The organism is Rhodococcus sp. 66b (assembly GCF_002076325.1).
Classification (GTDB): Bacteria; Actinomycetota; Actinomycetes; order Mycobacteriales; family Mycobacteriaceae; genus Rhodococcus_F; species Rhodococcus_F erythropolis.
The window spans coordinates 105,930-130,314 of record NZ_MUZB01000015.1; the positions used below are offsets into that span (position 1 = coordinate 105,930).

Sequence of the window (24,385 nt, forward strand, 5' to 3'; positions counted from 1 at the left end):
CGAATTCGATTCGGAGCGCGCTCTTTTCGCTATTCAGCTGAAGCGGTCTGCTCTGCGATCTGCTTGCGGACCTCGTCCATGTCGAGTGCCTTGACCTGAGTGACGAGCTCTTCGAGCTGAGCGGCGGGAAGAGCGCCGGCCTGGTTGAACACGAGTACGCCTTCGCGGAAGGCCATGATCGTGGGGATAGAGCGGATGTTCGCGGCCGCTGCGATTCCCTGCTCGGCCTCGGTGTCGACCTTGGCGTGAACGACGTCGGCGTGCTTCTCCGAAGAGGCTTCGAACGTCGGTGCGAACTGGCGGCACGGGCCGCACCAGGAGGCCCAGAAGTCCACGAGGACGACGTCGCTGCCGTTGATCGTTTCGTCGAAGTTCTGCTGGGTGAGTGTCTGGGTGGCCACAGGGGTCCTTTCCATTGTGCGGGCTGTTGGTGTGTGCAACGCCCCGGAACCGCTGATTCTTCCCTGAGCCGATTTCAGCTTGCGTTCTCGGTCGCCCGAAACGTCCGGCGGTAGGCCTGGGGCGTGGTGCAGCGAAGCCGGATGAAGTGCTGGCGAAGCACGGCGCCGCCGCCGAAACCGACGCGTTCCGCGATGACATCGACGGAGAGGTCCGAATTCTCCAGGAGTTGCTGGGCGGCCAGTACTCGCTGATCGCTGAGCCAGCGGGCGGGAGTTGTTCCCGTTTCCGCTTGGAAACGGCGGGCAAATGTGCGAGCGGACATGTTCGCTCGGGCCGCGACCATTCCGACAGTGAGGTCGAGGGCGAGATTCTCCGTCATCCAGTCGAGGAGTGGGGCAAGGGTTGCACTCGGCGTCGAGGTGAGGGGAGTGGCGACGTACTGGGCCTGCCCACCGTCACGGTGGGGTGGCACCACCATCCTTCTCGCGATGCCGTTGGCGACACGAGAACCCTGTTCCTTTCGCACGATGTGCAGGCACAGATCGATTCCTGCCGCGGTGCCTGCGCTGGTGAACACCGGATCTTCGTCCACGTACAACACGTCCGGATCGACCTTGGCTTCCGGATACGTCTGGGCAAGCCTCTCTGCGTGCCGCCAATGCGTCGTGCATCGCCTTCCGTCCAGTAGTCCAGCCGCGCCGAGGACAAACGCTCCGGTGCACAGGCTCGCCACCTTGGCGCCCCGGGCTACGGCCTCGTTGAGTTTCACCAGCAGGGGATCGACACTCGAGTCGGGACTCGGTGAGCACATGTACGCGTCGCCGGCGTCGTAGGTTCCGCCGGCGGAAACGACGATGAGGTCGGCGTCGTCGAGAGAATCGAGGTTGTACGGAACATCGATGTTGTAACCGAACCGCGTTCGGATCGGGCCCGGAACTGCGGCGATCAGCGAGAAGTCGTACGTGGGGAGGCCGTCGTCGGATCGGTCGAAGCCGAAGACTTCACATGCCACGCCGAGTTCGAACGCCTCGGTCATCGGCATCAGTGGGACCACCACTTTCGCGAGCATCTTTCGAGTGTGACAGAAAAACGGGAAAGTGGCAGAAAATCGTCCAAGTCTGGCTTTTCTGCCACTACTGCCACGTGGGACATTGCGTCAGGCTGGACACATGGCAATCATCGTCGTCAGCCTCTTGGTCCTACTGGTCCTGAACGTACTAGCTCTTGCCGGCCGAACGCCCGACACTCGTCACGACGTCAGTCCGCACGGAGACTTCACCCTTTGAGGGCAAGTCTGGCCTTTCAATACACCGCAGCTGCGGTGGTGTGGGGAGCCAGTTTCCTCTTCATGAAGATCGGGCTCGAAGGTCTGTCCTTCACGCAGGTAGTTCTGTGGCGCTTGGTCTTCGGTGCGCTCGCGCTGGTTCTCGTGTCAGCGGTCAACCGGATCGGCCTACCGAGGGAATTTCGTGTCTGGAAGCACCTGGCTTTTCTCGCAGCGACGCAATGCATCGTTCCGTGGCTGCTGTTCAGTTGGGCGGAGCAAAACATGTCCTCGGGACTCGCGAGCATCTACAACGCCACCACGCCACTGATGACTATGGCTGTCTCCCTTGCCTTTCTGCCGGGGGAGACGCTGACGCGATACAAGTCGCTGGGGTTGCTTCTCGGATTCGGTGGGGTGCTGATCGTGTTGGCGCCGTGGAATCTCGGCGTTGGCGGAAGTGTGAGTGCTCAGGTCGCTTGCCTGGGAGCGACTGCGTCGTACGGGATTTCGTTTGTCTACCTCAGGCGTTTCGTGCTTCCTCTCGGCGTCGACACTCGTACGGTCGCGCTTGTGCAGATCAGTATCGGTGCTTTCGTGATGGTTCTGGCCTCTCCGGTCGTCGCAAACACGCCGATGCACCTCACGCCGGCAGTTGTCCTGTCGATGATCGCTCTAGGCGCACTGGGGACCGGGCTCGCATTCATCTGGAACACCAACGTCGTTCAGGGGTGGGGGCCGACTGCGGCGTCCACCGTCACTTATCTCAGTCCAGTGGTGGGCGTCGCTCTCGGCGCAATAGTCTTGGACGAAAGCGTTGGCTGGAATCAGCCGGTTGGTGCGCTGGCGGTGATCGCGGGAATCCTGGTGACCCGACGTGCAACCCGCTCTGTCACACCGGCGGTGTCAGTAACCATTCCGTCTTCTGTTCGCCGTCCCAGCGCCTGATCCCGCCGCTGCGCCCTTGAATCACGTCGGTGCCCAGCAGGGCGATGGCTTCACCCAGACGTGCAGGTTCGACGCGTCGGGCGAGCGTCACATGAGGCGTCCACGCGCCGGGCTCGACGTGGGCGGGAAGTGCCGTCGAGCCAACTGTTGACTCGGCTATTTCTCGGTGCAGGTGAAGGAGTGCACGCGAAGGAACAACCGAGCGCGCCAAGACCATCTGCTTGCCGCCGAACACGACGTAGCCACCCAGCCGGACCTCGAAGTCCGGGGCCGAGAAGCGCCGCACCAACAGTTCGTCGATCTCCGCGGGGATCTCACGGGCGACGAACAGCGTGATGTGCGGACGGTTGGACGGGCTGTGATGAGAGGCCTGACTCGGTAGTCCGGCGTCGGCGAGTAGCTGCCATTGTGCTCGCACTGCCGACTCACTCACCGGATCGAGGAGCAATTCCACCGACTGAACCATGGTGAGCAATGATTGCCTGATGACAGGTGCGAGCGCAATCGGTACTCCGGCCATGCGGCTGGGACTCATGCACGGCGACGGAATCGGCCACGAAATCGTCCCGGCGGCACGGCAGATCGTGGATGCGGCGCTGTCATCGGTTCACGCTCCGCCCGTCGAGTGGGTCGAGCTTCCGCTCGGGAGTACGGCCATCGACACTCACGGCACGCCAATTCCCGACGAAACCATCGATGGGTTGGGGCAGCTGCAAGGCTGGATCCTCGGACCCCATGACAGCGCGTCGTATCCCGAGAGGTTTCGCGGACAACTCACCCCCGGCGGCGTCATCCGGAAAAAGTTCGAGTTGTTCGCGAACATCCGACCGGCAGCAGCGTTCCCCGGCGTCAAGGCGATGGTCCCCGACATGGATCTGGTGATCGTCCGCGAGAACACCGAGGGGTTGTACGCGGATCGGAACATGGCAGTTGGCAGCGGCGAATTCATGCCGACGCCAGACATCGCCCTGGCCGTCGGTGTGTTCACCCGCGCTGCATGCGAACGGATCGCACGCACTGCCTTCGCGTTGGCGTCGCGTCGGCGCAATCACGTCACGATCGTCCACAAGGCCAACGTCCTGACACTGACCACCGGCCTCTTCCGCGACGCCTGCAGAACCGTCGCCGCGGAGTACCCCCACGTAGTCGTCGACGACGAGCACGTCGACGCGATGGCGGCGCACCTCGTTCGACGCGGCGGAGACTTCGACGTCGTGGTGACCGAAAACATGTTCGGCGACATTTTGTCGGATCTGGCGGGCGAGCTGTCCGGTTCACTCGGAACCGCGCCGTCGATCAACGCTTCCGAGACGCAGGTCATGGCTCAGGCTGCGCACGGTGCAGCACCCGACATCGCCGGGAAGAACCGGGCGAACCCGACGGCACTGTTCCTCTCGAGTGCGATGATGCTCGACTGGCTCGGTGATGCGCGGGGAGATCGGTTGTTGTCTGCGGCGGCACGCCGCATTTCAGACGCGGTTCGCACGACCATCGCGTCGGGTATCGCGACCGCCGACCTCGGCGGTTTGGCATCGACCAGCGAATTTTCCGAAGTCGTGTACGCACACACTCTGCGTCGCTGATTCTTGTACGACAGGCCGGAATCTTGCGAAGTCGGCGACGGTGGAACTCCTGCCGTAACCTACCGTTCGACTGAATTTCGGATGGACGTTGCAAGTGCGGCGATCGACGAGTGGAGAGCAGAGTCGTGGTCGATGAAAACGCACGGGCACCAAGGCCACGTGGCGTGGGTTATGGCTCGAGCAGTGGCGGGCGTATCCGCACCAACGTGGTGCGAGTCCTGTTGGTGGGCTTGATCGTCGCACTGTGCGGCGGGTGTGTGACCAACAACGAGGGCCTCGTTCCGGAGGGGCCGCCACTTGACATCCAGAAGGTGCCCGAGATCGCCGCCCTGTTGCCCCCGAACGTCAGGGAGTCGGGCAAGCTGCAGGTCGGGGTCAACATTCCTTACGCACCAAACGAATTCAAAGATGAGAATGGCAAAATCGTCGGCTTCGACGTCGACATCATGAACGCAGTGGCGACTGTGCTCGGGGTCGAAGCTGTCTATAACCAGGCCGACTTCGACAAGATCATCCCCGCTATCCAGTCGGGAAGCTACGACCTCGGCATGTCTTCGTTCACCGACTCCAAGGAGCGGGAGAAGTCGGTCGACTTCGTCACGTACTACAGCGCAGGTATCCAGTGGGCTCAGCGGCCGGACAATCCCGTGGACCCGAACAATGCGTGTGGGTTGCGAGTGGCGGTACAGACCACAACTACCGAGGACATCGACGAAGTACCCGCCAAGAGCGAGGCATGCGTTGCTGCGGGCAAGCCGCCCATCGAGAAGATCAAGTACGACAGTCAGGACGATGCGGCCAACGCGCTCATCCTCGGTCGAGTCGACGCGTTGTCCGCTGATTCACCGGTGACCGGCTACGCGATCAAACGGAGTAAGGGGCGGATGGAAGCTGCCGGTGAGCCCTTTGATTCCGCGCCGTACGGCTGGCCGATCGTGAAGGGTTCCGCCCTTGGTCCCGCCCTGCAGCAGGCAATGCAGTACCTGATCGACAACGGTGTCTATCAACAGATCGCGCAGACCTGGAGTGTCGAGGCCGGCGTCATCGAAGTATCCAAGATCAACGGCGCGGAAAGCTGATGAACATGACAACAACTGAGACTGGCGATCCGGCGCCGATCAAGGCGATCCCACTGCGCAGACCGGGCCGATGGGTCGCAGCAGTCGTGGTGGTGGTCCTGGTGGGGCTCTTTATCTACGGTTCGGCGACCAATGAACAGTTCGGCTGGGCGACTTACCGCCAGTACCTCTTCGACGCTCGAATTTCGAAGGCCGCCTGGGTCACCATTCAACTGACAATTCTGTCGATGGCAGCCGCGATCGTTCTGGGCATCGTCCTCGCGGTAATGCGGCTGTCGCCGAACCCGGTGCTGAAGTCCGCTGCCTGGGTGTATTTGTGGGTCTTCCGCGGCACGCCCGTTTACGTCCAGCTCGTCTTCTGGGGTCTCTTCCCCTCCATATACAAGAGCATCGATCTCGGCGTTCCGTTCGTCCATCAGTTCGTGCATTTCGACATGCAAGATCTCCAGGCGGCGTTTCTCTTCGCAGTCATCGGACTCGCATTGAACGAGGCGGCGTACATGGCCGAAATCGTCCGTGCAGGTATCGCCTCGGTCAACGAAGGTCAGACCGAAGCGTCAGTGGCTTTGGGAATGACGTGGGGCCAGACGATGCGGCGAACGGTCCTTCCCCAGGCGATGCGGGTGATCATCCCACCGACCGGCAACGAATTGATCAGCTTGCTCAAGACGACTTCGCTGGTGACCGCAGTGCCGTTGAGTACCGAACTCTACGGACGAGCGAGAGACATATCCGGTGCAAATTTCGAGCCGATCCCACTCTTGATGGTCGCGGTTACGTGGTACCTCGCAATGACCAGTGTTCTCATGGTCGGCCAGTACTACGTCGAACGCCACTATTCGAAAGGGTCGACGAGGACGCTCACCACTCGCCAGCTTCAGGCACTCGCCGACGCACAGGGCAAAGAAACGGTAGTGGAGACACTCCCGGATATTCCAGGAGGAGAACGCAGATGACACCGATGGTCAAGGCAGACCGGGTCTGTAAGAACTTCGGCGCGCTCGAGGTTCTCAAAGGGGTCTCACTCGAAATCGATCCCGGCCAAGTTCTGTGCCTCGTCGGGCCGTCCGGGTCGGGCAAGTCGACGTTCTTGCGCTGCATCAATCACCTCGAGCAGGTCAACGCCGGCCGACTGTACGTCGACGGCGACCTGGTGGGCTACTCGGAGAAGAACGGCAAACTGTACGAACTCCACCCGCGAGCAGCGGCCAAACAACGCCGCGACATCGGGATGGTGTTTCAGCACTTCAACCTGTTCCCGCACCGCACCGCTCTCGAGAACATCATCGAAGCGCCGACGCAGGTGAAGCGCGTCGGTAAGAAGAAGGCTGTCGAACGAGCGAAGGACCTCCTCGATCAGGTCGGGTTGAGCGCCAAAGCCAACGCCTACCCGGCCCAGTTGTCGGGTGGTCAGCAGCAAAGAGTTGCCATCGCCCGCGCTCTCGCGATGGACCCGAAGCTCATGCTGTTCGACGAGCCGACGTCCGCGCTCGACCCCGAACTCGTCGGTGAAGTTCTCACTGTGATGAAGCAATTGGCCAAAGAAGGCATGACGATGGTGGTCGTCACCCACGAGATGGGTTTCGCCCGCGAGGTCGCAGATCAGTTGGTGTTCATGGACGGGGGAGTTGTGGTCGAGGCGGGCGAGCCCCGGGAACTCCTGGCCAATCCGCAGCACGATCGGACCAAGGCGTTCCTGTCGAAGCTGCTGTAGCCGTCAGGGTTTGACGGCGCTGAAAATTGCAGTGCCCGGAAAGAGTTGGCCGCGCAGGGGACTCCACTGTCCCCATTCGCGGTCCAACCACTCCGGCCATTCGGGCTCGATGATGTCGCGCACCTGAAGTCCGGCCGCGACGATCTCACGAACCCGGTCGCCGATGGTGCGGTGATGCTCGACGTAGGTGGGGACTCCGTTGTCATCGACCTCGACATACGGAGTGCGGTCGAAGTACGGGAGGGTCGCGGTCAAGCCCTTCGGCCCGGGATCGTCGGGGAAGATCCATCGGATCGGATGGTTGACGGCAAAGACCCACGATCCGCCGGGACGCAGAACCCGGGCGACTTCGTTCATCACTCGCTGCGAATCGGCAACGAACGGGACGGCGCCGAACGCAGAACAGACGATGTCGAAACTCTCGTCGGCAAATGGCAGGAGTTCCGCACTTGCCTGAATCAACGGGACTGCCGGTCCGCCGGCATTCATCGCGTCCAGCCCGCGGGCGAGCATCCCCATCGAGATGTCGAGACCGACGGCCCGAGCACCGTGTCCGGCGAGCCATCGGGCACACGGCGCCGAGCCGCAACCCACTTCCAATATGTCTTTGTCGACTATGTCGCCGAGTAAGTGGTGATCGCCCTCGTGCAGCCCTTCGGGGCACCAGACGAATTCACCTTCCGCGCTGTTCACGCCCAGAAACTCGCCGTGGGTTCGGTGGTAATCGTCGGCGTCGGCGTCCCACCACGCACGGCTGGCACGGTCGCTGGCACTGGAATCGACACGGACCCGGCCGACACCGCTGGTGCCGAGAATGGAATTGGCGGCGGCATGGCGCTCGTCAGACATGAACAACACAGTAGAACGGGCGATGCGGGCGCAGGGTACCCGGGTTTGCCCGGCAAGATAGCCGACGCGTAGTCTTACTCACGCGAGTGTCTGTCATCCGACCGATTGTCTATACGGGATCTTTACCAAGGTCTCGGAATCAGTTGGACCGAGGGAGCTCGCGGTGCGCTTCCGTGGTGTGGAATGTGATCCGGTATTCGGTTGTTCGTTATTGATGCAGCTGGGTACTTCGATCTAGTACTTCACAAAAGTACTTCCAACATTTGTACGCCACAGTTGCGCATCTCGTCCGACAAAATCCATCAACCGACCACAACTCGTCCGGAGCAATTCAACATATGCCCTCCACAACCGTCACCTCGCCGCAGGTTGCCATTAACGACATTGGCTCCGCCGAGGACTTCCTCGCCGCCATCGATGCCACGATCAAGTACTTCAACGATGGTGACATCGTCGAAGGAACCATCGTCAAGGTCGACCGCGACGAGGTTCTGCTCGACATCGGTTACAAGACCGAAGGTGTCATCCCTTCTCGTGAGCTCTCCATCAAGCACGACGTCGACCCCAACGAGGTCGTCTCCGTGGGAGATGCGGTCGAGGCTCTCGTCCTCACCAAGGAGGACAAAGAAGGTCGACTGATCCTGTCGAAGAAGCGCGCTCAGTACGAGCGTGCCTGGGGCACCATCGAGGAGCTCAAGGAGAAGGACGAGGCCGTCAAGGGCACCGTCATCGAGGTCGTCAAGGGCGGCCTCATCCTTGACATCGGTCTTCGTGGCTTCCTCCCCGCTTCGCTCGTCGAAATGCGTCGCGTCCGCGACCTCCAGCCGTACGTCGGCAAGGAGATCGAGGCCAAGATCATCGAGCTCGACAAGAACCGCAACAACGTGGTCCTGTCGCGCCGCGCATGGCTCGAGCAGACTCAGTCCGAGGTTCGCAGCGAATTCCTGCACCAGCTCCAGAAGGGCCAGGTCCGCAAGGGCGTCGTGTCCTCCATCGTCAACTTCGGTGCATTCGTGGACCTGGGCGGCGTAGACGGTCTGGTTCACGTTTCCGAGCTGTCTTGGAAGCACATCGATCACCCGTCCGAGGTTGTCGAGGTCGGCACCGAGGTCACCGTCGAGGTTCTCGACGTCGACCTGGACCGCGAGCGCGTCTCCCTGTCGCTCAAGGCAACGCAGGAAGATCCGTGGCGTCAGTTCGCCCGCACGCACGCCATCGGCCAGATCGTGCCCGGCAAGGTCACGAAGCTGGTTCCGTTCGGTGCATTCGTGCGCGTCGAAGAGGGAATCGAAGGCCTCGTTCACATCTCGGAGCTCGCTGAGCGCCACGTCGAGGTTCCGGACCAGGTTGTCGGCGTCGGCGACGATGCACTCGTCAAGGTCATCGACATCGATCTCGAGCGTCGTCGTATCTCGCTGTCGCTGAAGCAGGCCAACGAGGATTACAACGCCGAGTTCGATCCGTCCAAGTACGGCATGGCCGACTCGTACGACGAGCAGGGCAACTACATCTTCCCCGAGGGCTTCGATCCCGAGACCAACGAATGGCTCGAGGGCTTCGACAAGCAGCGCGAAGAGTGGGAGAACCGCTACGCCGAGGCTGAGCGTCGTCACAAGATGCACACCACTCAGATGGAGAAGACCGCTGCAGACGAGGCCGCTGAGGCTGCCACCGCTGCTGCCGGCTACTCCTCGGAGACGGCTGCTGCAGACGATGCCGAGGCTCCGGCTGCTGCCGGCTCCGCTCCGGCAGAGTCCGCTGGCGGATCGCTTGCCAGCGATGCGCAGCTCGCCGCACTTCGCGAGAAGCTGTCGGGCAACGCATAAGGATTACCGCTTGATCTGATCAAGCGAGATCTGTGAAGAACCCCGCCCCTGCACTTGCAGGGGCGGGGTTCTTTTCTCGGTCAGGTACCACTGGCGCGCGAAGAACTCAGTGAGTGAACACAGAAATGACCGGCACCGTAGGGTTGCCGGTCATTTTGTACTTCGTGAAAAAACTCAGTTTGCGGGAGCAGGCACCCAGTAGGTGGCGGTCGCTTCGGCTGTGCGCTTACGCATCGATGCGAAGCTGTGTCGGCCTTGGCTCACGAGCATCGTGAACCACGTACGACGGTGCTCTGCCAGGGCAAAAGCAACTTCGGGAAACTCTATGCAGTGCACGCCGTTCGGCATTCCGAGGCGGTGCTGACCGTGATGGTCGCGATCTGCTCGCATGGCGTCCACTTTCTCGAGAAGGTGCAGGTACAGGTGCGTTCGCTAGAACATAACCGCACGGTCACCGAAATTGTGGTATTTGAGCCTCGAACGCCTCGGCGTGTTCGATCGGTAGGCGTGTCTCAATCTCTCGGGCGCGGAGATGAGAGACTGTCGAGTGTGTTGAGAGTAGGCCTCACTGGAGGCATCGGAGCCGGTAAGTCGACAGTGTCGAAAATCCTCAGCGAACTGGGAGCCGTCATCGTCGACGCCGACCTGATCGCCCGAGAAGTGGTCGAGCCCGGTACTCCTGGCCTGGCCGCTCTGGTCGATGCATTCGGCGACGGGATTCTGTCCGAGGACGGCAGCCTCAACCGCCCCGCGCTGGCCTCGTTGGCGTTTGCCGACGACACGTCACGCGGAACTCTCAATGGCATCCTCCATCCACTTATCGGTGCGCGGACGATGGAGCAGATCTCGTCTGCGCCGTCGGATGCAGTGCTCGTTCAAGACATTCCGCTGTTGGTCGAGGGTTCGATGGCGCCGGCGTTCAACCTGGTCGTCATCGTCTACGTCGACGAGGAGGAACGAGTTCGACGCTTGGTGGGCTCACGCGGCATGCCGGAATCCGACGCTCGTGCGCGCATCGCAGCGCAGGCACATGACGATCAGCGTCGTGCGGTTGCCGACGTGTGGCTCGACAACAGCGGAGAGCCGGGTTCACTCGACGACGTGGTCCGCGACCTGTGGGCGAATCGACTTGTACCTTTCGAGAAGAACCTCCGCGAGCGCACGGTAGTACGTGCACTGCCGGAGCTGGCTCCAGCTGACCCGTCGTGGCCGGCACAGGCCGAACGGATCATCGGCCGGTTGTCGCTGGCGTCCGGCGACCGCGCGCGCCGTATCGATCACATCGGATCGACCGCGGTGCCTGGTCTCGATGCCAAGGACGTGATCGACATTCAGATCACTGTCGAGCACCTCGGCGTTGCCGACGACCTCGCGGAAGATCTGGCCGCTGCCGGGTTCCCCCGGATCGAGCACATCGTCGCCGACGACCCGAAACCGTCGTACCTCGGTGGTGAAACCGATCCGGCGGTGTGGGCAAAGCGGATTCACGGCAGTGCCGATCCAGGGCGCCGCGCGAACATTCACATTCGGGTGGACGGTTGGCCCGGTCAGCAGTTCGCGATCCTCTTCCGCGACTGGCTTCGCGCCGATGCGTCGGCGCGTGCCGAGTATGCAGAACTCAAGGTCAAGGCAGCCGAGAGTGCCGCAGGCATCGACGACTACGCCGCTGCGATCGACGCCTACCTGGGAGTCAAGACGCCGTGGTTCGACGCCGCTTTCCACCGGGCGTGGGAGTGGGCCGAGAAATCAGGCTGGTCCCTCTAACCGCTCAGCGCCACGTGACCGGCATGCCCACCGAGGTGAGCCAGGCGTCGAGATCGTGACCGTGGGCGGCGATGCCGTCGATAGCGCGGGCCGCGTTCAGCATCGCGCGCTCTGACGTCTTCGGGTCGAGAATCCCGGCGGTGTTCGCCTCGAGCAATTCGTCGACGTCGAGCAATTCGACGCTGTGTCCGGTCTGCACGATCAGGTCGAGGTAGTGGTCCTCGGAGGTCCAGACATGCTCGCCGCGGATGAAGTCGCCGATGTCGACATAGAAATCCCAGTCGCGGACATGCTCTGGTGTGAAGTGGAAAATCGATGCTCGAATTCCGAGTTCGGGAATGATCCAGGACTCCAGGTAGTGAAACCGGGGATGGTCGGCGTGGCGCGCCATGTACAGCCCCCACGGTTCTTCGCGGTAGTGCTCGACCGGGCGAACGAAACCCTTGGGATCGACGTTGGTGCGAGCTGCGATGTCGAAGGTTTCGACCTTCGGCCGGTGAATGTGGGGACGTTCCTCGCTCATGGTCGAAGAACCTACCGCCGAACTGCATTTTCGGCTGAACGCGGACGAGCAGGCATTGTGTCGGTGGGTGCGCCTACCCTGGTTTCATGGCGTTTGCTTCCGAACATCCCGTGGTCGCGCATTCCGAGTTTCGGCCGGTTGGTGACATCGAGCGCTCAGACGCGCGCTTCGAGGTCGTCAGCCCGTACGAACCGGCAGGCGATCAGCCGGCAGCTATCGCCGAGCTTGAAAAACGGATCAATGAGGGAGAGAAGGACGTTGTCCTCCTCGGTGCGACCGGTACCGGTAAGTCCGCGACAACAGCGTGGTTGATCGAAAAGCTGCAGCGCCCGGCTTTGGTGATGGCTCCGAACAAGACCTTGGCGGCTCAGCTCGCGAACGAGCTTCGGGAAATGCTTCCCAACAACGCGGTCGAGTACTTCGTCTCGTACTACGACTACTACCAACCCGAGGCGTACATCGCCCAGACGGACACTTACATCGAGAAGGATTCGTCGGTCAATGACGACGTCGAGCGGCTTCGCCACTCGGCAACGTCCAGCCTTCTGTCACGACGGGATGTGGTCGTGGTGGCCTCGGTGTCGTGCATCTACGGCCTCGGTACACCGCAGTCGTATCTCGATCGCTCGATTCAGCTCGACGTCGGTGTCGAGGTACCGCGCGACGCGTTCCTCCGTCTGCTCGTCGACGTTCAGTACAACCGCAACGACATGGCGTTCACGCGAGGTTCGTTCCGGGTGCGCGGCGACACTGTCGAGATCATTCCTTCCTACGAAGAGCTGGCGGTCCGCATCGAATTCTTCGGTGACGAGATCGAGGCGCTGTACTACCTACATCCACTGACCGGGGACATCGTTCGCCAGGTCGACACGGTTCGCATCTTCCCGGCGACGCACTACGTCGCCGGCCCTGAACGCATGGAGCGTGCGGCCAAGGACATCGAGGCGGAACTGGAAGAGCGGCTCGCCGAACTCGAGGGCAAGGGCAAGCTTCTCGAAGCTCAGCGTCTGCGCATGCGAACGCAGTACGACCTAGAGATGATCAAGCAGGTCGGATTCTGCTCCGGCATCGAGAACTACTCGCGCCACATCGACGGCCGTGGCCCTGGAACTGCCCCCGCAACTTTGATCGACTATTTCCCCGAAGATTTCCTGCTGGTCATCGACGAGTCACATGTGACAGTTCCGCAGATCGGCGCCATGTACGAGGGCGATATGTCGCGCAAGCGCAACCTGGTCGAATTCGGATTCCGGCTACCGTCGGCAACCGATAACCGCCCTCTGACTTGGGAAGAATTCAGTAAGCGGATCGGTCAGACCGTCTACCTGTCGGCGACGCCCGGTAAGTACGAGTTAGGTCAGTCCGGCGGTGAGTTCGTCGAGCAGGTGATTCGCCCGACCGGATTGATCGATCCCGAGGTCATCGTCAAACCCACCAAGGGGCAGATCGACGATCTCGTTCACGAGATCCGTGAGCGTGCCGAACGTGACGAGCGTGTGCTGGTCACGACGTTGACCAAGAAGATGTCGGAAGACCTGACCGACTACCTTCTCGAACTCGGAATTCGCGTCCGGTATCTGCACTCGGATATCGATACGCTCCGCCGAGTCGAGCTGCTCCGGCAGCTCCGCCTGGGCGAGTACGACGTGTTGGTCGGCATCAACCTCCTGCGTGAGGGACTCGACCTCCCCGAGGTGTCGCTGGTCGCGATCCTCGATGCAGACAAGGAAGGCTTCCTCCGTAGCTCCACCAGCCTCATTCAGACGATTGGTCGAGCGGCTCGAAATGTGTCCGGTCAAGTGCACATGTATGCGGACAAGATCACCGCATCCATGGCGCAGGCCATCGAGGAAACCGAGCGGCGGCGCGAGAAGCAGGTCGCCTACAACGAGAAGATGGGCGTCGACCCACAACCTCTACGCAAGAAGATCGCGGACATTCTCGATCAGGTGTACGAGGAGGCAGAGGACACTGCGGCGTCAGTGGACGTCGGTGGTTCGGGTCGCAATGCGACGCGTGGTCGGCGTGCGCAGGGTGAGGCCGGTCGTGCGGTCAGTGCCGGTGTGTACGAGGGGCGCGACACCAAATCGATGCCTCGGGCCGAATTGGCAGATCTGGTCAAGGAACTCACCGATCAGATGATGAACGCTGCACGCGACCTTCAGTTCGAGTTGGCTGGGCGATTGCGAGACGAAATCTCGGATTTGAAGAAGGAGCTCCGAGGGATGGACGCCGCGGGTCTCAAGTAGGTCGCCTCGCGTGGGTTCGTGCTCTCGACCGCTACGGTTTCAGGTATGGATGCACAGACTGCAGGCAAGACCGCGCGGACGCTCGAACTTCTCCACTCGTTGGCGTACTTCGTCCCGGAGACGGAGAAGGAGCTTGTCGGCGTCGGGTTGGAGCCCGGCCGAATGGTGTACTTCGCGGGGCGATCAGCACCGCTCGGCGCTCCACCCGCGACTGTCGTCACGGCCACCTTCTTCAACTTCAATCCCGAACTGATCGCCAGCGTCATCCCACGTGCCTGGGAATTGGCAAGGCCCACAGAGGTTGTCGCCGCGCGGTATCGGGCAATCGACGCGGCGTACGTCCGCCTGTTCGGTGCGGACGTGACAGGATCGGCAGACATGGCCGAGGCCGCCGAACTCGTGTCGATCGCGGCTCAGAACATACCCGGAGTGGACGGCCGCCCCCTGTACGCGGGTTGGGCGTCGCTCGACTGGCCGACCGAACCGCACCTGCGTTTCTGGCACGCGCTGACACTGCTGCGTGAGTATCGCGGCGACGGCCACATTGCGGCTCTTCAGACCGCGGGATTGAACGGCCTGGACGCGTTGATCACGCACACCGCGACGGGAATCGGGTTTCAGCGTAAGTTCGCGCAGACTCGCCGCGGATGGTCGCAGGAACAGTGGGACGAGGCCGTCGAGAGTTTGAAGGACCGCGAACTGCTGGATCGTTCGTCCGGTGCACTGACCGAGGACGGGCAGGAACTGCGTGACGTCGTCGAAGACCTGACTGACGACCTCGCTTTGGCTCCGTGGGATGCGCTGGGTGAGGAGGGTGCCAAGCGGTTGCTGGAATTGGCGACGCCGTGGCGTACCGCCCTGGTCGAGCAGGAAGTTTTTCCGGCGGCGCTGTTCGGGCCCCGCTTCGGCAAACTTCGCTGAGTGGTCACCGCCGCACAAATGTGTCTGTGACGAAGAATCACATTCATTGTGGGCTTGTGGCGTGTACTGCAAATAACACTATCCGCGGCACAATCCCGCTAATGTCAGCGCAGCGGTTGTCGAGCGGGCGCAACAGCGTTGCGCCCGGTGCCGGCCGTACCGTCCGTCCCGTAACCATGGAGGAATGAATGAGTGCCTACCGGACCGTTGTCGTAGGAACCGATGGCTCCGAGTCGTCACTGAAGGCAGTCGACAGAGCTGCCGCCATTGCCAGTGGCTCGGACGCTCAGCTCGTCATCGCGTGTGCGTATTACCCGGCTGATCCCAAGGACGTGAGCGCTGCCGCTGATGCGTTGGGTAACGAGGCCTACCAGGTCACCGGTTCCGCTCCGACCTACGAGATCCTTCGCACCGCTCGTGAGCGCGCACATGCCCAGGGTGCAAAGGATGTTGTCGAGCGCGCTATCGTCGGCGCTCCCGTCGAATCGCTTCTCGCTTTGCTCGACGAGGTCAAGGGTGACTTGCTGGTCGTCGGAAATCGCGGATTGAACACACTGACCGGGCGTCTGCTCGGATCGGTGCCTTCCGATGCGGCGCGCAAGGCGACATCCGATGTCCTGATCGTGCACACCGTTCGCTGACCTACCGGCAGTAGTCGGCCTCGGCCGCATCGACGAACACTTCAGCCAGCTGATCGGCGCTGGGGGGCGTTGTCGATGCGGCCGAGTCGTTTCCGGTGGTGACCATCGGTTCGCTCGCGCCGTTCAGCGATACCGTCCGCAGATTCGCGATGATCATCGCTCGATCCGTGCCGGCCGCGAGTTGCTGGCAGACGCCGTCACCGAGCGCCTGCAACATGTCGTCGGAAAAGGCGGGCTTGACCCCCGTAGACGCGAGCGCCGCCCGCAACCGTTCGGCATCGTCTACCGGTTTTTCGGTCGGTGCGGCAGCAACAGCAGCGATGTCGTCGCTGCCTGCAGCAGCCGTTGAACTCGAATCATCCTCTGAACAACCGGCTGTCACCGCCGCAAGCATCCCGACACCGATCACTACGCGAGCGATCTTGCGGAAGGGTGCGGCGGAACTTGCGGGCAGGCCAAGCACGAGGGGTCATTCCTTCAGTCGTCGACACAAATTGGGGTGACACCACGATTCGTGGTGTCACGCACGAACCTACTCCGTGAGGCTCACGAATCGAAGGCCAACTCTGCTGCCGCGACGCCGTCGAGAACCGCGGGGAGCGACTCGACGTGAATGATGCCGAGCCTCTGGGTAGCGCGGGTCAACGCGACGTAGAGGTCGTTCATTCCGCGTGGTGACTCGTCGAGAATGTCGGCAGGTTCGACGATCAACACGGTGTCGAACTCGAGTCCCTTGACGTCCTTGACCGACAGGACACTTACGGTCTCACTCGCAATGCCCGCCAGATCGGCAACGACCTCGGAACCGGCGATCACTGCGGTGATACCGGGATGTGACTCGGACTCGATGCAACGGCGCACGGTCGATTCCAATTCTTCGGCCGTGGTCTTGAGTGCCCACGGCGCGAATCCGCTGTCGCGTACCGACCGGGGCACGGATTGCTCCGGGTCGATCTCTTCGAGCACACGGTGCGCGACATCCATGATCTCCGAGGGAGTTCGGTAGTTGACGGTCAGTTCGGTGAGCTTCCAGCGCTTGGCGACGTAAGGCTCGAGAATCTTCTGCCAGGACGAGGTTCCCGCGGGATCACCGGTCTGAGCTGTATCGCCGACCAACGTCATCCAGCGATTCGGTATGCGCCGCATCAGCATTCGCCACGCCATTTCGGAGAGCTCTTGGGCTTCGTCGACGATCACGTGACCGTAGGTCCAGGTTCGGTCGCCGGCAGCGCGTTCTGCCGTGGTCTGGCGCTGGCCCTGATCGTGGCGCTGGGCGAGTTGGCTGGCGTCGATCAAGTCGTACGCCATCAAGATCTCGGGGTCCATCTCGTCTTCGAGATCCTGTGGTGCAGAGCCGGTGAGGATGTCGAGGGCGCCCTGGGCGTCGGCGATCTGCGCGCGCCATTCACGTTGTGCGCGTTCGCGTTCGGCGGCATCGTCGACTCCGAGGATCTCGGCCAGTTCATCGAGGAGGGGAGCGTCTGCCGCACTGAAACCCGGTCCGACGCTCTGCAGAAGCTCGTCGCGTTGGGCGTCGTCGAGTTGCGGCGCTGCCTTGGCCAACCTCGCCGGAGAGGTCCACAGTTCCGCGAGGATTTGCTGCGGCGACAATTCAGGCCACAGCTTTCCGATGGCGGACATGATGTCCGCGTCCTCACGCATCTCGTCGCGAATGTCGGCGATGTCGTCCCGACTGAGGAGTGAGCCGCCGTCCACGAGGTTGCCGCCGATGAGTTCGGCCATCTGCAGTGCCAACGCCTCGATGACTGCTGCCACGAAGATCGGGCGCGCCAGGTTGTGTGGGCGACGCGACGACCGAGCACGTCCGCGAGCCTTCGTGACAGTCTTGCGATCCAGCTTCAAGTCGTACGTGTCGAATCGAAGGGTGATCGGCTTCGACGGGACTTCCTGCCGATCCCGGACGGCGTTCTTGAGTACGTCGAGGATCGCGAGGGAACCCTTGATCTCACCGGCGGCGAGGGAATCCGTACGAGTCGCACGCACTCCGGGGTACAGGTCCCCGATCGTCGAGAGCAGAACTCCGGTCTCACCGAGTGAAGGAAGGACCTGGCTGATGTAGTCGAGGAACGTCGCGTTCGGCCCGATGATGAGAACACCGGCCTTGGCCAGTTGCTGGCGGTAGGTGTAGAGCAGGAACGCGGCACGGTGAAGGGCGACTGCGGTTTTGCCGGTACCCGGACCGCCCTGGACCACCAGAACGCTTTTGTGCTCGGAGCGGATGATGGCATCCTGCTCACTCTGAATGGTCTCGACGATGTCGTTCATCTGACCCGTACGCGCTGCGTTCAGAGCGTCCAGGAGTGCGCTCTCACCGGCGACGCCACCGGCTTCGGTCACCACGCCGGCGGCTCGGGCAGCGTCGAGGTCCAGGTATTCGTCGTTGATTCCGGTGACTGTTCGGCTCCGACTGCGGATATGGCGTCGTCGCTTGACGCCCTCAGGTGCCGCGGGCGTCGCCAGATAGAACGGGCGTGCCATCGGAGCTCGCCAGTCGAGCAGTAGCGTTTCGTAGTCGTTGTCGGTGTCCAGAATTCCGAGTCGGCCGACGTAGCGGCGCTCGTCGTCGAAGTCGATGCGTCCGAAACACATTCCGTTCTCGGCTGCGTCGTACTTGGCGAGATCCTCGGTGTACATGGCATTGAAGGATTCGCGTTCACTGCGTGCTTGCGGGGTTCCGCCGGTCTCGAGGAGGACCGTGCTCAAGCGAGTTTGGGCATACTTTCGAAGATCGTCGAGACGGGAGTACAACATCGTCACGTACTGCTGCTCGAGCTCTTGCTCGTTCAGTGACGGGTCCGCGTCGGGCAAAGGATCTCCTAGGCTTGATGAGAAATTCACGCGCTGCAAAAGCGCCAAGGCAGTCTAGTTCCCCCAGATGAACTGCCGCATAGATACAGGTCAGGCCACCCGAAGGTGGCCTGACCGTGTTTTTCGGTGCACTCAGTGCGTCAATTCGTCCTTCTTGGCGCGAGCCTTTTCGAGCGCCTTCTCGGCGCGCTTTCGGGCACGCTTACCCAGCACCTCGGTCTGCTCCGACGCCGTTTCTGCCCACTCGTTGCTCTTTTCGAGCGCGAGTTCGGCGAACTCAGAGCTGCGCTTGCTCGCCAGCTCTGCCAGTTCGGCGCTGCGCTCACGTGCGGTCTCGGCCAGTTCGGAGCCGCGCTTCTGCGCGACTTCGAGGATGTCCGGGCCGCGTTCTTTGGCGACCTCTCCGAATTCCGCGGCACGCTTGCTCGCGATCTCCGCGAACTCGGAGCTGCGCTCCTTGGCAAATTCGAGCCAATCCGTGCCGTGAGCCTTTGCGGTTTCGGCAAGTTCGGAACCGCGTTCGGACGCCACCGACAGAGCGTGTTCGACGCGATCGCTCGTGTGATCGGTCTGCGATGCGACCAACGGAAGTGCCGCGGCGATAGACGTCTGAGCCTTCTTCGCGGCGCGGCGGCCACGCCAGCCGAGCGACGGCTTGCCCTCGGTGTCGACGGACGCGATCATCAGTCCGCCGAGCAGGCTGACGTTCTTGATGAAGTTGGTCCGCTGCATCGCTCGCAGTGACGGATCGGTTTCGTTCCAGAAGTCGTGACCGGCAAGCGTGGTCGGTACCAGGCTCCCCGCGAGGACCAACGACGCGAGACGCGGCGCCTTGCCGGTGGCCAGCAGGGCACCGCCGCCGATCTGGACGGCGGCGTTGATCTTGACGAGTGTTTCCGGATCAGCAGGCACCTTCTGCGTCACTGCTCCTGGCAGCGTCTCGACGGATTTGTCGATCAGCGGTGACGCTTTGGCTGCTCGCTGAGCGGGGTTGCGCAAAGCATCGATTCCCCCGGCGATGAAGATCGTGGAAAGCAGTGGACGAGCAATTCGACGTACCAGCATGTTTCAAGCCTCCCGATGTAGGTTCGTTTTCCACCCTAGCGATCTCACAAGGAATTGGTCCGGTTCGGCGATCCCGCGACGCCTGACCCGGTTGACGGATTCCTGGTCGCCGAAGCGCGCTGTACTGCGTCGATGACTTCTCCACCGATCCGGACACACCGTTCTGAAGTATCCGTTACCGCGTATCCGCATACGGCGTGTTCGAAGGTGTCACACAATGCGCACCGTTCGAGCACGATGGTGTTGTGACCACCAAGATGACTCAGAACTTCGGCTCGACCCTTCCTGCCGGCTGGGGACAGCTGTCGGATGAGGAGAACGAGAGAAACTGGGCGATCTTTCGTGTGCGCTTTGGGTTCACTCCCGGCATCGACGCACGATCTTGGCCCGCCATCGCCGAGCCCATCCCGTCCGTGGTCTTCGATTTGGGTGCGGCGCCAGCTGCGACTCCAGGGGCGTGGGCCGCTCGCGTGGATGCGATCAACGCCGAAGCGTTGCGCTGTTTTGTCACCGATTGGAACGACGATCCCAACTTCGTCGTTCTGGATTGGCAGCATCCGGGCTACACCTTCGACGCGGAGGCGCATGCTGCCGCGAAAGAGTTGGCGGAGTGGCGTGTCCCGATCTATCCGAACGGCGACTACTACATATTCAGTCGTGACGACTTCACGGAAGGGACCTTCGGCCATCCGTGGGAACGCACGCTGTGTGTGTTCGGGGAACGGATGGTCGAAGGACTCGGCCGGACTCTGTCGACCTGGCTTCCGCGACTTCGCGTCGACGGTGAACAGGTCGATAGTCAGGAAGTCGGTTAGCGGGGTCCAGTACGGAACAGGTGAAACGTCACCAACCGCGCTCGCGCCATTCCGCCAGGTGCGGGCGCTCGGTACCCAGCGTCGTGTCCTTGCCGTGCCCGGGGTAGACGACAGTCGCGTCGTCGTACCTTCCGAACAGCTTGTTTTCCACATCGTCGAGCAGGGAAGTGAACTTCTCGGGGTCGGCGGTCTTGCCTACGCCGCCGGGGAAGAGTGAGTCGCCGGTGAAGAGGTGAACCTGCCCGTTCGGTTCGGTCAGAGCCAACGCAATGGAACCGGGCGTGTGGCCGGACAGGTGGATGACGTCGAGGCTCAGATTGCCTACTGTCACCTTGTCGCCGTCTTCGAGGAGTACGTCCGGGGTGACGGGAAGGACCTCCGCGTCGAGAGGGTGAGCGGCGGTCGGCACCTTGGTGGCAGCGTGGACGTCCTGCAAAGCCAACCAGTGATCGCCGTGTTGATGGGTGGTGACGATGGAATCGAAAACAGGTGCTTCCTGTTCGATGAGCGCAATGATCTTCTCGGCCTCGTTGGCCGCATCGATCAGGAGAGATTTCCCGGTCGCGGAACAGACGACGAGGTAAGTGTTGTTGTCCATGGGGCCGACCGACATCTTCGTGATGACGGCACCGTCGACTGTGCGCCGCTGAGGGGCAGAATCGGGGGAGACCTGACCGGTGTAGGAGTCGTCGATCACGATGGGCTGATTCGTCATGAAACGCAGGCTACCTTCGAATAGGGGCAGGTAGAGCGATGGGCTCGCCTGGTGAGAAAAACGTGTCGGTGGCTCGGCCTACGATGACGATCGCTCGAGGACTCGCGTTTGCGAGGCCACTCGAGACTTCTCCGGGGGGACGGCCCCGGACGATTGACAATGAAGGGAATTGGTGTGGCGGATCGCCTGATCGTGCGGGGTGCGCGTGAGCACAATCTGCGAGGAGTCGATCTCGACCTCCCGCGAGACAGCCTGATCGTCTTCACCGGGTTGTCCGGCTCCGGCAAGTCCAGCCTCGCGTTCGACACGATCTTTGCCGAAGGTCAGCGTCGCTACGTCGAGTCACTCTCGGCATACGCGCGTCAGTTCCTCGGTCAGATGGACAAGCCCGATGTCGATTTCATCGAGGGTTTGTCGCCGGCGGTGTCCATCGACCAGAAGTCGACCAACCGCAACCCCCGTTCGACGGTGGGCACGATCACCGAGGTCTATGACTACCTCCGGCTCCTTTATGCCCGCGCAGGTTCTGCGCACTGCCCGGTCTGTGGTGAGAAGATCGCACGTCAGACCCCGCAGCAGATCGTCGACCAGGTGCTCGAGATGGAAGAGGGCATCAAGTTCCAGGTCCTCGCACCAGTGGTCCGTACTCGTAAGGGCGAGTTCGTCGACCTTTTCGATCAGCTCAACACCCAGGGCTACTCGCGCGTGCGCGTCGACGGAGTCGTCCATTCGCTGGCCGATCCGCCGAAGCTCAAGAAACAGGAAAAGCACGACATCGAAGTCGTGGTCGACCGCTTGCAGGTCAAGGCGAGTTCGAAGCAGCGCCTGACCGACTCGGTCGAGACCGCACTTCGATTGGCCGAAGGCATCGTGGTCCTCGACTTCGTCGACCGTGAAGAAAATGCACCTGATCGTGAGCGTCGTTTCTCCGAGAAGCTGGCCTGCCCGAATGGCCACGCACTCGCGATCGACGATCTCGAACCGCGCTCGTTCTCCTTCAACTCGCCCTACGGCGCCTGCCCGGAATGCACCGGCCTCGGTATCCGCAAGGAGGTCGACCCGGATCTGGTGGTTCCCGATCCTGACCTGAGTCTCGAAGACGGTGCAATCGCGCCGTGGTCGATGGGCCAGAGTTCCGAGTACTTCGGACGCCTGCTGTCCGGCCTCGGCGACATCCTCGGTTTCGACATGAAGACGCCGTGGAACAAGTTGCCGGCGAAGGCCCGCAAAGCGATCCTCGAAGGCAGTGAGGAGCAGGTGCACGTCCGGTACAAGAATCGGTACGGCCGTACCCGTTCTTACTACGCGGAGTTCGAAGGTGTGATGCCCTTCCTGCATCGCCGCCTCGAGCAGACCGAATCCGATCAGATGAAGGAACGCTACGACGGGTACATGCGCGACACCCCGTGCCCGGCGTGTGGTGGTGCTCGCCTGCGCCCCGAAATCCTGTCGGTAACTATCGCGGCGGGAGACTTCGGCAGTAAGTCCATCGCCGAGGTCTGTGAACTGTCGATCTCCGATTGCGCGGATTTCCTGAACAGCCTCACTCTCGGCTCGCGTGAAGAGGCAATCGCGGGTCAGGTCCTCAAGGAAGTTCAGGCGCGCCTCGGCTTCCTGCTCGACGTCGGCCTGGAATACCTTTCCCTCTCGCGAGCCGCGGGCACGTTGTCCGGTGGCGAAGCCCAGCGAATTCGCTTGGCAACACAGATCGGATCCGGACTGGTCGGCGTGCTTTACGTACTCGACGAGCCGTCCATCGGCCTGCACCAGCGTGACAACCGGCGACTGATCGAAACCCTGACGCGCCTGCGCGACCTCGGCAACACGCTGATCGTCGTCGAACACGACGAAGACACGATCCGTACATCCGACTGGGTGGTCGACATCGGACCGTACGCCGGCGAGCACGGCGGCAAGGTCGTCCACAGCGGACCGTACGAAGAACTGCTGACGTGTGAAGAGTCTTTGACCGGGGCCTACCTGTCGGGTCGCAGCTTCATCGAGGTTCCGGCCATTCGTCGGCCGGTGGATCGCAAACGCCAGGTCACGGTCGTCGGAGCTCGCGAGCACAATCTCGACGGCATCGACGTAAGTTTCCCGCTGGGTGTTCTCACCGCTGTCACCGGTGTCTCCGGTTCGGGCAAGTCGACGTTGGTCAACGACATTCTCGCGACCGTCATGGCGAACAAGCTCAACGGTGCACGCCAGGTGCCTGGCCGTCACACACGAATCAACGGTCTCGATCAGCTGGACAAGCTCGTGCAGGTCGATCAGTCTCCGATCGGCCGGACTCCGCGATCGAATGCGGCGACGTACACCGGTGTGTTCGACAAGATCCGAACCCTGTTCGCGGCCACCACGGAAGCGAAAGTCCGCGGTTACCAGCCCGGCCGATTCTCGTTCAATGTCAAGGGTGGACGCTGCGAGGCGTGCTCCGGCGACGGAACCTTGAAGATCGAGATGAACTTCCTGCCGGACGTGTACGTGCCCTGCGAGGTATGCCACGGCGCTCGGTACAACCGCGAAACGCTCGAGGTCCACTACAAGGGCAAGTCGATCGCCGAGGTACTCGACATGCCCATCGAGGAAGCCGCCGAGTTCTTCCAGCCGGTGACCTCTATTCACCGGTACCTCAAGACGCTGGTCGACGTCGGACTGGGCTATGTCCGACTGGGTCAGCCGGCTCCGACCCTGTCCGGTGGTGAGGCGCAGCGCGTCAAGCTGGCCGCCGAGTTGCAGAAGCGGTCCACCGGTCGCACGGTGTACATCCTCGACGAGCCCACCACGGGTCTGCATTTCGAGGACATCCGCAAGCTCCTGATCGTGATCAACGGTCTGGTCGACAAGGGCAACAGCGTGATCGTGATCGAGCACAACCTCGACGTGATCAAGACGTCGGACTGGGTCGTCGACATGGGGCCCGAAGGTGGATCCGGCGGCGGAACCGTTGTGGCGCAAGGTACCCCGGAGGACGTTGCCGCGGTCCCCGAGAGCTACACGGGCAAGTTCCTCAGTGAGGTTCTCACCGCACAGCACGCGCCCGTCAAGGCCAAGCCGATCACCAAGAAGCGTGCAACGAAGGCAGTTGCCGCAAAGAAGGCGGCGCCACGGAAGAAAGCTGCTTCCGTGAGCTAGTAGAAGGTGAGCAAGTAGCAGTCGGTCAGTGATGCCGGGTCGGAATCCGATCCGGCATCACTG

Annotated in this window: 22 protein-coding genes; 12 read left to right on the plus strand and 10 right to left on the minus strand. The window is 62.0% G+C overall.

What is annotated here, in order from left to right; translation table 11 throughout:
• Positions 1-29: 29 nt before the first annotated feature.
• A complete protein-coding gene (gene trxA, locus B0E55_RS25270; RefSeq protein ID WP_003944106.1) occupies positions 30-401 on the minus strand; it encodes a thioredoxin in 372 nt (123 codons plus the stop codon).
• Positions 402-475: 74 nt separating this feature from the next.
• Positions 476-1,471, minus strand: coding sequence for a helix-turn-helix domain-containing protein (locus B0E55_RS25275; protein WP_020969741.1), 996 nt, complete (start codon positions 1,469-1,471; stop codon positions 476-478).
• Between the two features lie 213 nt (positions 1,472-1,684).
• On the opposite strand from B0E55_RS25275, the gene B0E55_RS25285 reads away from it, so the two are divergent.
• Entirely contained in the window at positions 1,685-2,614 is a 930-nt protein-coding gene (locus B0E55_RS25285; RefSeq protein WP_080910696.1) for a DMT family transporter, read from the plus strand.
• On the opposite strand, the gene B0E55_RS25290 is transcribed toward B0E55_RS25285, so the two are convergent.
• Entirely contained in the window at positions 2,559-3,134 is a 576-nt protein-coding gene (locus tag B0E55_RS25290; RefSeq protein ID WP_223257901.1) for a 2'-5' RNA ligase family protein, read from the minus strand. The two genes, B0E55_RS25285 and B0E55_RS25290, sit on opposite strands and share 56 nt — an antisense overlap.
• Here B0E55_RS25290 and B0E55_RS25295 point away from each other — a divergent pair.
• From B0E55_RS25295 to B0E55_RS25310, 4 genes are all read left to right on the plus strand, one after another.
• Positions 3,100-4,197, plus strand: coding sequence for an isocitrate/isopropylmalate dehydrogenase family protein (locus B0E55_RS25295; RefSeq protein WP_080910697.1), 1,098 nt, complete (start codon positions 3,100-3,102; stop codon positions 4,195-4,197). The genes B0E55_RS25290 and B0E55_RS25295 overlap by 35 nt on opposite strands.
• 206 nt (positions 4,198-4,403) lie before the next feature.
• On the plus strand, positions 4,404-5,276 hold the full coding sequence (locus tag B0E55_RS25300; RefSeq protein WP_060939346.1) for an ABC transporter substrate-binding protein: 873 nt from the start codon (positions 4,404-4,406) through the stop codon (positions 5,274-5,276).
• Positions 5,276-6,232: an amino acid ABC transporter permease gene (locus B0E55_RS25305; protein WP_003944035.1), complete on the plus strand. Its 957-nt coding sequence runs from the start codon at positions 5,276-5,278 to the stop codon at positions 6,230-6,232. Before B0E55_RS25300 ends, B0E55_RS25305 begins: the two co-directional genes overlap by 1 nt.
• The gene (locus tag B0E55_RS25310) at positions 6,229-6,990 is read left to right on the plus strand and encodes an amino acid ABC transporter ATP-binding protein (protein ID WP_080910698.1); all 762 of its coding nucleotides are present in this window, start codon (positions 6,229-6,231) and stop codon (positions 6,988-6,990) included. The genes B0E55_RS25305 and B0E55_RS25310 overlap by 4 nt, the downstream gene beginning before the upstream one ends.
• 3 nt (positions 6,991-6,993) lie before the next feature.
• On the opposite strand, the gene B0E55_RS25315 is transcribed toward B0E55_RS25310, so the two are convergent.
• Positions 6,994-7,839 carry a class I SAM-dependent methyltransferase gene (locus B0E55_RS25315; protein WP_070797320.1) on the minus strand — a complete coding sequence of 282 codons (846 nt, stop codon included), beginning with the start codon at positions 7,837-7,839 and terminating at the stop codon, positions 6,994-6,996.
• A gap of 338 nt (positions 7,840-8,177) precedes the next feature.
• Here B0E55_RS25315 and rpsA point away from each other — a divergent pair, with 338 nt between their 5' ends.
• A complete protein-coding gene (rpsA, locus tag B0E55_RS25320; RefSeq protein WP_019748632.1) occupies positions 8,178-9,665 on the plus strand; it encodes a 30S ribosomal protein S1 in 1,488 nt (495 codons plus the stop codon).
• 174 nt (positions 9,666-9,839) lie between these two features.
• Here rpsA and B0E55_RS25325 read toward each other — a convergent pair whose 3' ends face one another.
• Complete coding sequence (locus B0E55_RS25325) at positions 9,840-10,055, minus strand: hypothetical protein (protein WP_003944056.1); 216 nt, start codon at positions 10,053-10,055, stop codon at positions 9,840-9,842.
• A 159-nt stretch (positions 10,056-10,214) separates the two neighbouring features.
• Between B0E55_RS25325 and coaE the strand changes: the two genes are divergently transcribed.
• On the plus strand, positions 10,215-11,429 hold the full coding sequence (coaE, locus tag B0E55_RS25330) for a dephospho-CoA kinase (RefSeq protein WP_021334024.1): 1,215 nt from the start codon (positions 10,215-10,217) through the stop codon (positions 11,427-11,429).
• 4 nt (positions 11,430-11,433) lie between these two features.
• Here the strand turns inward: coaE and B0E55_RS25335 are convergent, their stop codons facing one another.
• Positions 11,434-11,952 (minus strand): DUF402 domain-containing protein, encoded by a 519-nt coding sequence (locus B0E55_RS25335; RefSeq protein WP_080910699.1) that lies wholly within the window; start codon positions 11,950-11,952, stop codon positions 11,434-11,436.
• A gap of 86 nt (positions 11,953-12,038) precedes the next feature.
• On the opposite strand from B0E55_RS25335, the gene uvrB reads away from it, so the two are divergent.
• The 3 genes from uvrB (at position 12,039) to B0E55_RS25350 (ending at position 15,763) form a co-directional block, all read left to right on the plus strand.
• A complete protein-coding gene (gene uvrB / locus B0E55_RS25340; RefSeq protein ID WP_019748629.1) occupies positions 12,039-14,201 on the plus strand; it encodes an excinuclease ABC subunit UvrB in 2,163 nt (720 codons plus the stop codon).
• A gap of 45 nt (positions 14,202-14,246) precedes the next feature.
• Complete coding sequence (locus tag B0E55_RS25345; protein ID WP_029538185.1) at positions 14,247-15,122, plus strand: SCO6745 family protein; 876 nt, start codon at positions 14,247-14,249, stop codon at positions 15,120-15,122.
• A gap of 188 nt (positions 15,123-15,310) precedes the next feature.
• On the plus strand, positions 15,311-15,763 hold the full coding sequence (locus tag B0E55_RS25350; RefSeq protein ID WP_019748627.1) for a universal stress protein: 453 nt from the start codon (positions 15,311-15,313) through the stop codon (positions 15,761-15,763).
• 1 nt (position 15,764) lies between these two features.
• Here the strand turns inward: B0E55_RS25350 and B0E55_RS25355 are convergent, their stop codons facing one another.
• The 3 genes from B0E55_RS25355 to B0E55_RS25365 form a co-directional block, all read right to left on the minus strand.
• A complete protein-coding gene (locus B0E55_RS25355) occupies positions 15,765-16,226 on the minus strand; it encodes a DUF732 domain-containing protein (protein ID WP_019748626.1) in 462 nt (153 codons plus the stop codon).
• An 83-nt stretch (positions 16,227-16,309) separates the two neighbouring features.
• A complete protein-coding gene (locus tag B0E55_RS25360; RefSeq protein WP_020969733.1) occupies positions 16,310-18,592 on the minus strand; it encodes a HelD family protein in 2,283 nt (760 codons plus the stop codon).
• 132 nt (positions 18,593-18,724) lie between these two features.
• Positions 18,725-19,657, minus strand: coding sequence for a DoxX family protein (locus B0E55_RS25365; RefSeq protein WP_080910700.1), 933 nt, complete (start codon positions 19,655-19,657; stop codon positions 18,725-18,727).
• 245 nt (positions 19,658-19,902) lie between these two features.
• On the opposite strand from B0E55_RS25365, the gene B0E55_RS25370 reads away from it, so the two are divergent.
• Positions 19,903-20,472 carry a DUF2716 domain-containing protein gene (locus B0E55_RS25370; RefSeq protein ID WP_241896145.1) on the plus strand — a complete coding sequence of 190 codons (570 nt, stop codon included), beginning with the start codon at positions 19,903-19,905 and terminating at the stop codon, positions 20,470-20,472.
• Positions 20,473-20,500: 28 nt separating this feature from the next.
• Here the strand turns inward: B0E55_RS25370 and B0E55_RS25375 are convergent, their stop codons facing one another.
• Positions 20,501-21,187, minus strand: coding sequence for an MBL fold metallo-hydrolase (locus B0E55_RS25375; RefSeq protein ID WP_020969731.1), 687 nt, complete (start codon positions 21,185-21,187; stop codon positions 20,501-20,503).
• Between the two features lie 174 nt (positions 21,188-21,361).
• On the opposite strand from B0E55_RS25375, the gene uvrA reads away from it, so the two are divergent.
• Positions 21,362-24,322, plus strand: a complete 2,961-nt coding sequence (gene uvrA, locus B0E55_RS25380; RefSeq protein WP_024487477.1) for an excinuclease ABC subunit UvrA — start codon at positions 21,362-21,364, stop codon at positions 24,320-24,322.
• Positions 24,323-24,385: the final 63 nt, after the last annotated feature.

What these genes read in the sequence shown, in the direction of transcription:
- B0E55_RS25275 (WP_020969741.1), bottom strand. Translation starts at nt 1,471, where the DNA reads ATGCTCGCGAAAGTGGTGGTCCCACTGATGCCGATGACCGAGGCGTTC.
- B0E55_RS25295 (WP_080910697.1), top strand. Translation starts at nt 3,100, where the DNA reads ATGACAGGTGCGAGCGCAATCGGTACTCCGGCCATGCGGCTGGGACTC.
- B0E55_RS25290 (WP_223257901.1), bottom strand. Translation starts at nt 3,134, where the DNA reads ATGGCCGGAGTACCGATTGCGCTCGCACCTGTCATCAGGCAATCATTG.
- B0E55_RS25305 (WP_003944035.1), top strand. Translation starts at nt 5,276, where the DNA reads ATGAACATGACAACAACTGAGACTGGCGATCCGGCGCCGATCAAGGCG.
- B0E55_RS25310 (WP_080910698.1), top strand. Translation starts at nt 6,229, where the DNA reads ATGACACCGATGGTCAAGGCAGACCGGGTCTGTAAGAACTTCGGCGCG.
- B0E55_RS25315 (WP_070797320.1), bottom strand. Translation starts at nt 7,839, where the DNA reads ATGTCTGACGAGCGCCATGCCGCCGCCAATTCCATTCTCGGCACCAGC.
- rpsA (WP_019748632.1), top strand. Translation starts at nt 8,178, where the DNA reads ATGCCCTCCACAACCGTCACCTCGCCGCAGGTTGCCATTAACGACATT.
- B0E55_RS25325 (WP_003944056.1), bottom strand. Translation starts at nt 10,055, where the DNA reads ATGCGAGCAGATCGCGACCATCACGGTCAGCACCGCCTCGGAATGCCG.
- B0E55_RS25335 (WP_080910699.1), bottom strand. Translation starts at nt 11,952, where the DNA reads ATGAGCGAGGAACGTCCCCACATTCACCGGCCGAAGGTCGAAACCTTC.
- uvrB (WP_019748629.1), top strand. Translation starts at nt 12,039, where the DNA reads ATGGCGTTTGCTTCCGAACATCCCGTGGTCGCGCATTCCGAGTTTCGG.
- B0E55_RS25345 (WP_029538185.1), top strand. Translation starts at nt 14,247, where the DNA reads ATGGATGCACAGACTGCAGGCAAGACCGCGCGGACGCTCGAACTTCTC.
- B0E55_RS25350 (WP_019748627.1), top strand. Translation starts at nt 15,311, where the DNA reads ATGAGTGCCTACCGGACCGTTGTCGTAGGAACCGATGGCTCCGAGTCG.
- B0E55_RS25365 (WP_080910700.1), bottom strand. Translation starts at nt 19,657, where the DNA reads ATGCTGGTACGTCGAATTGCTCGTCCACTGCTTTCCACGATCTTCATC.
- B0E55_RS25375 (WP_020969731.1), bottom strand. Translation starts at nt 21,187, where the DNA reads ATGACGAATCAGCCCATCGTGATCGACGACTCCTACACCGGTCAGGTC.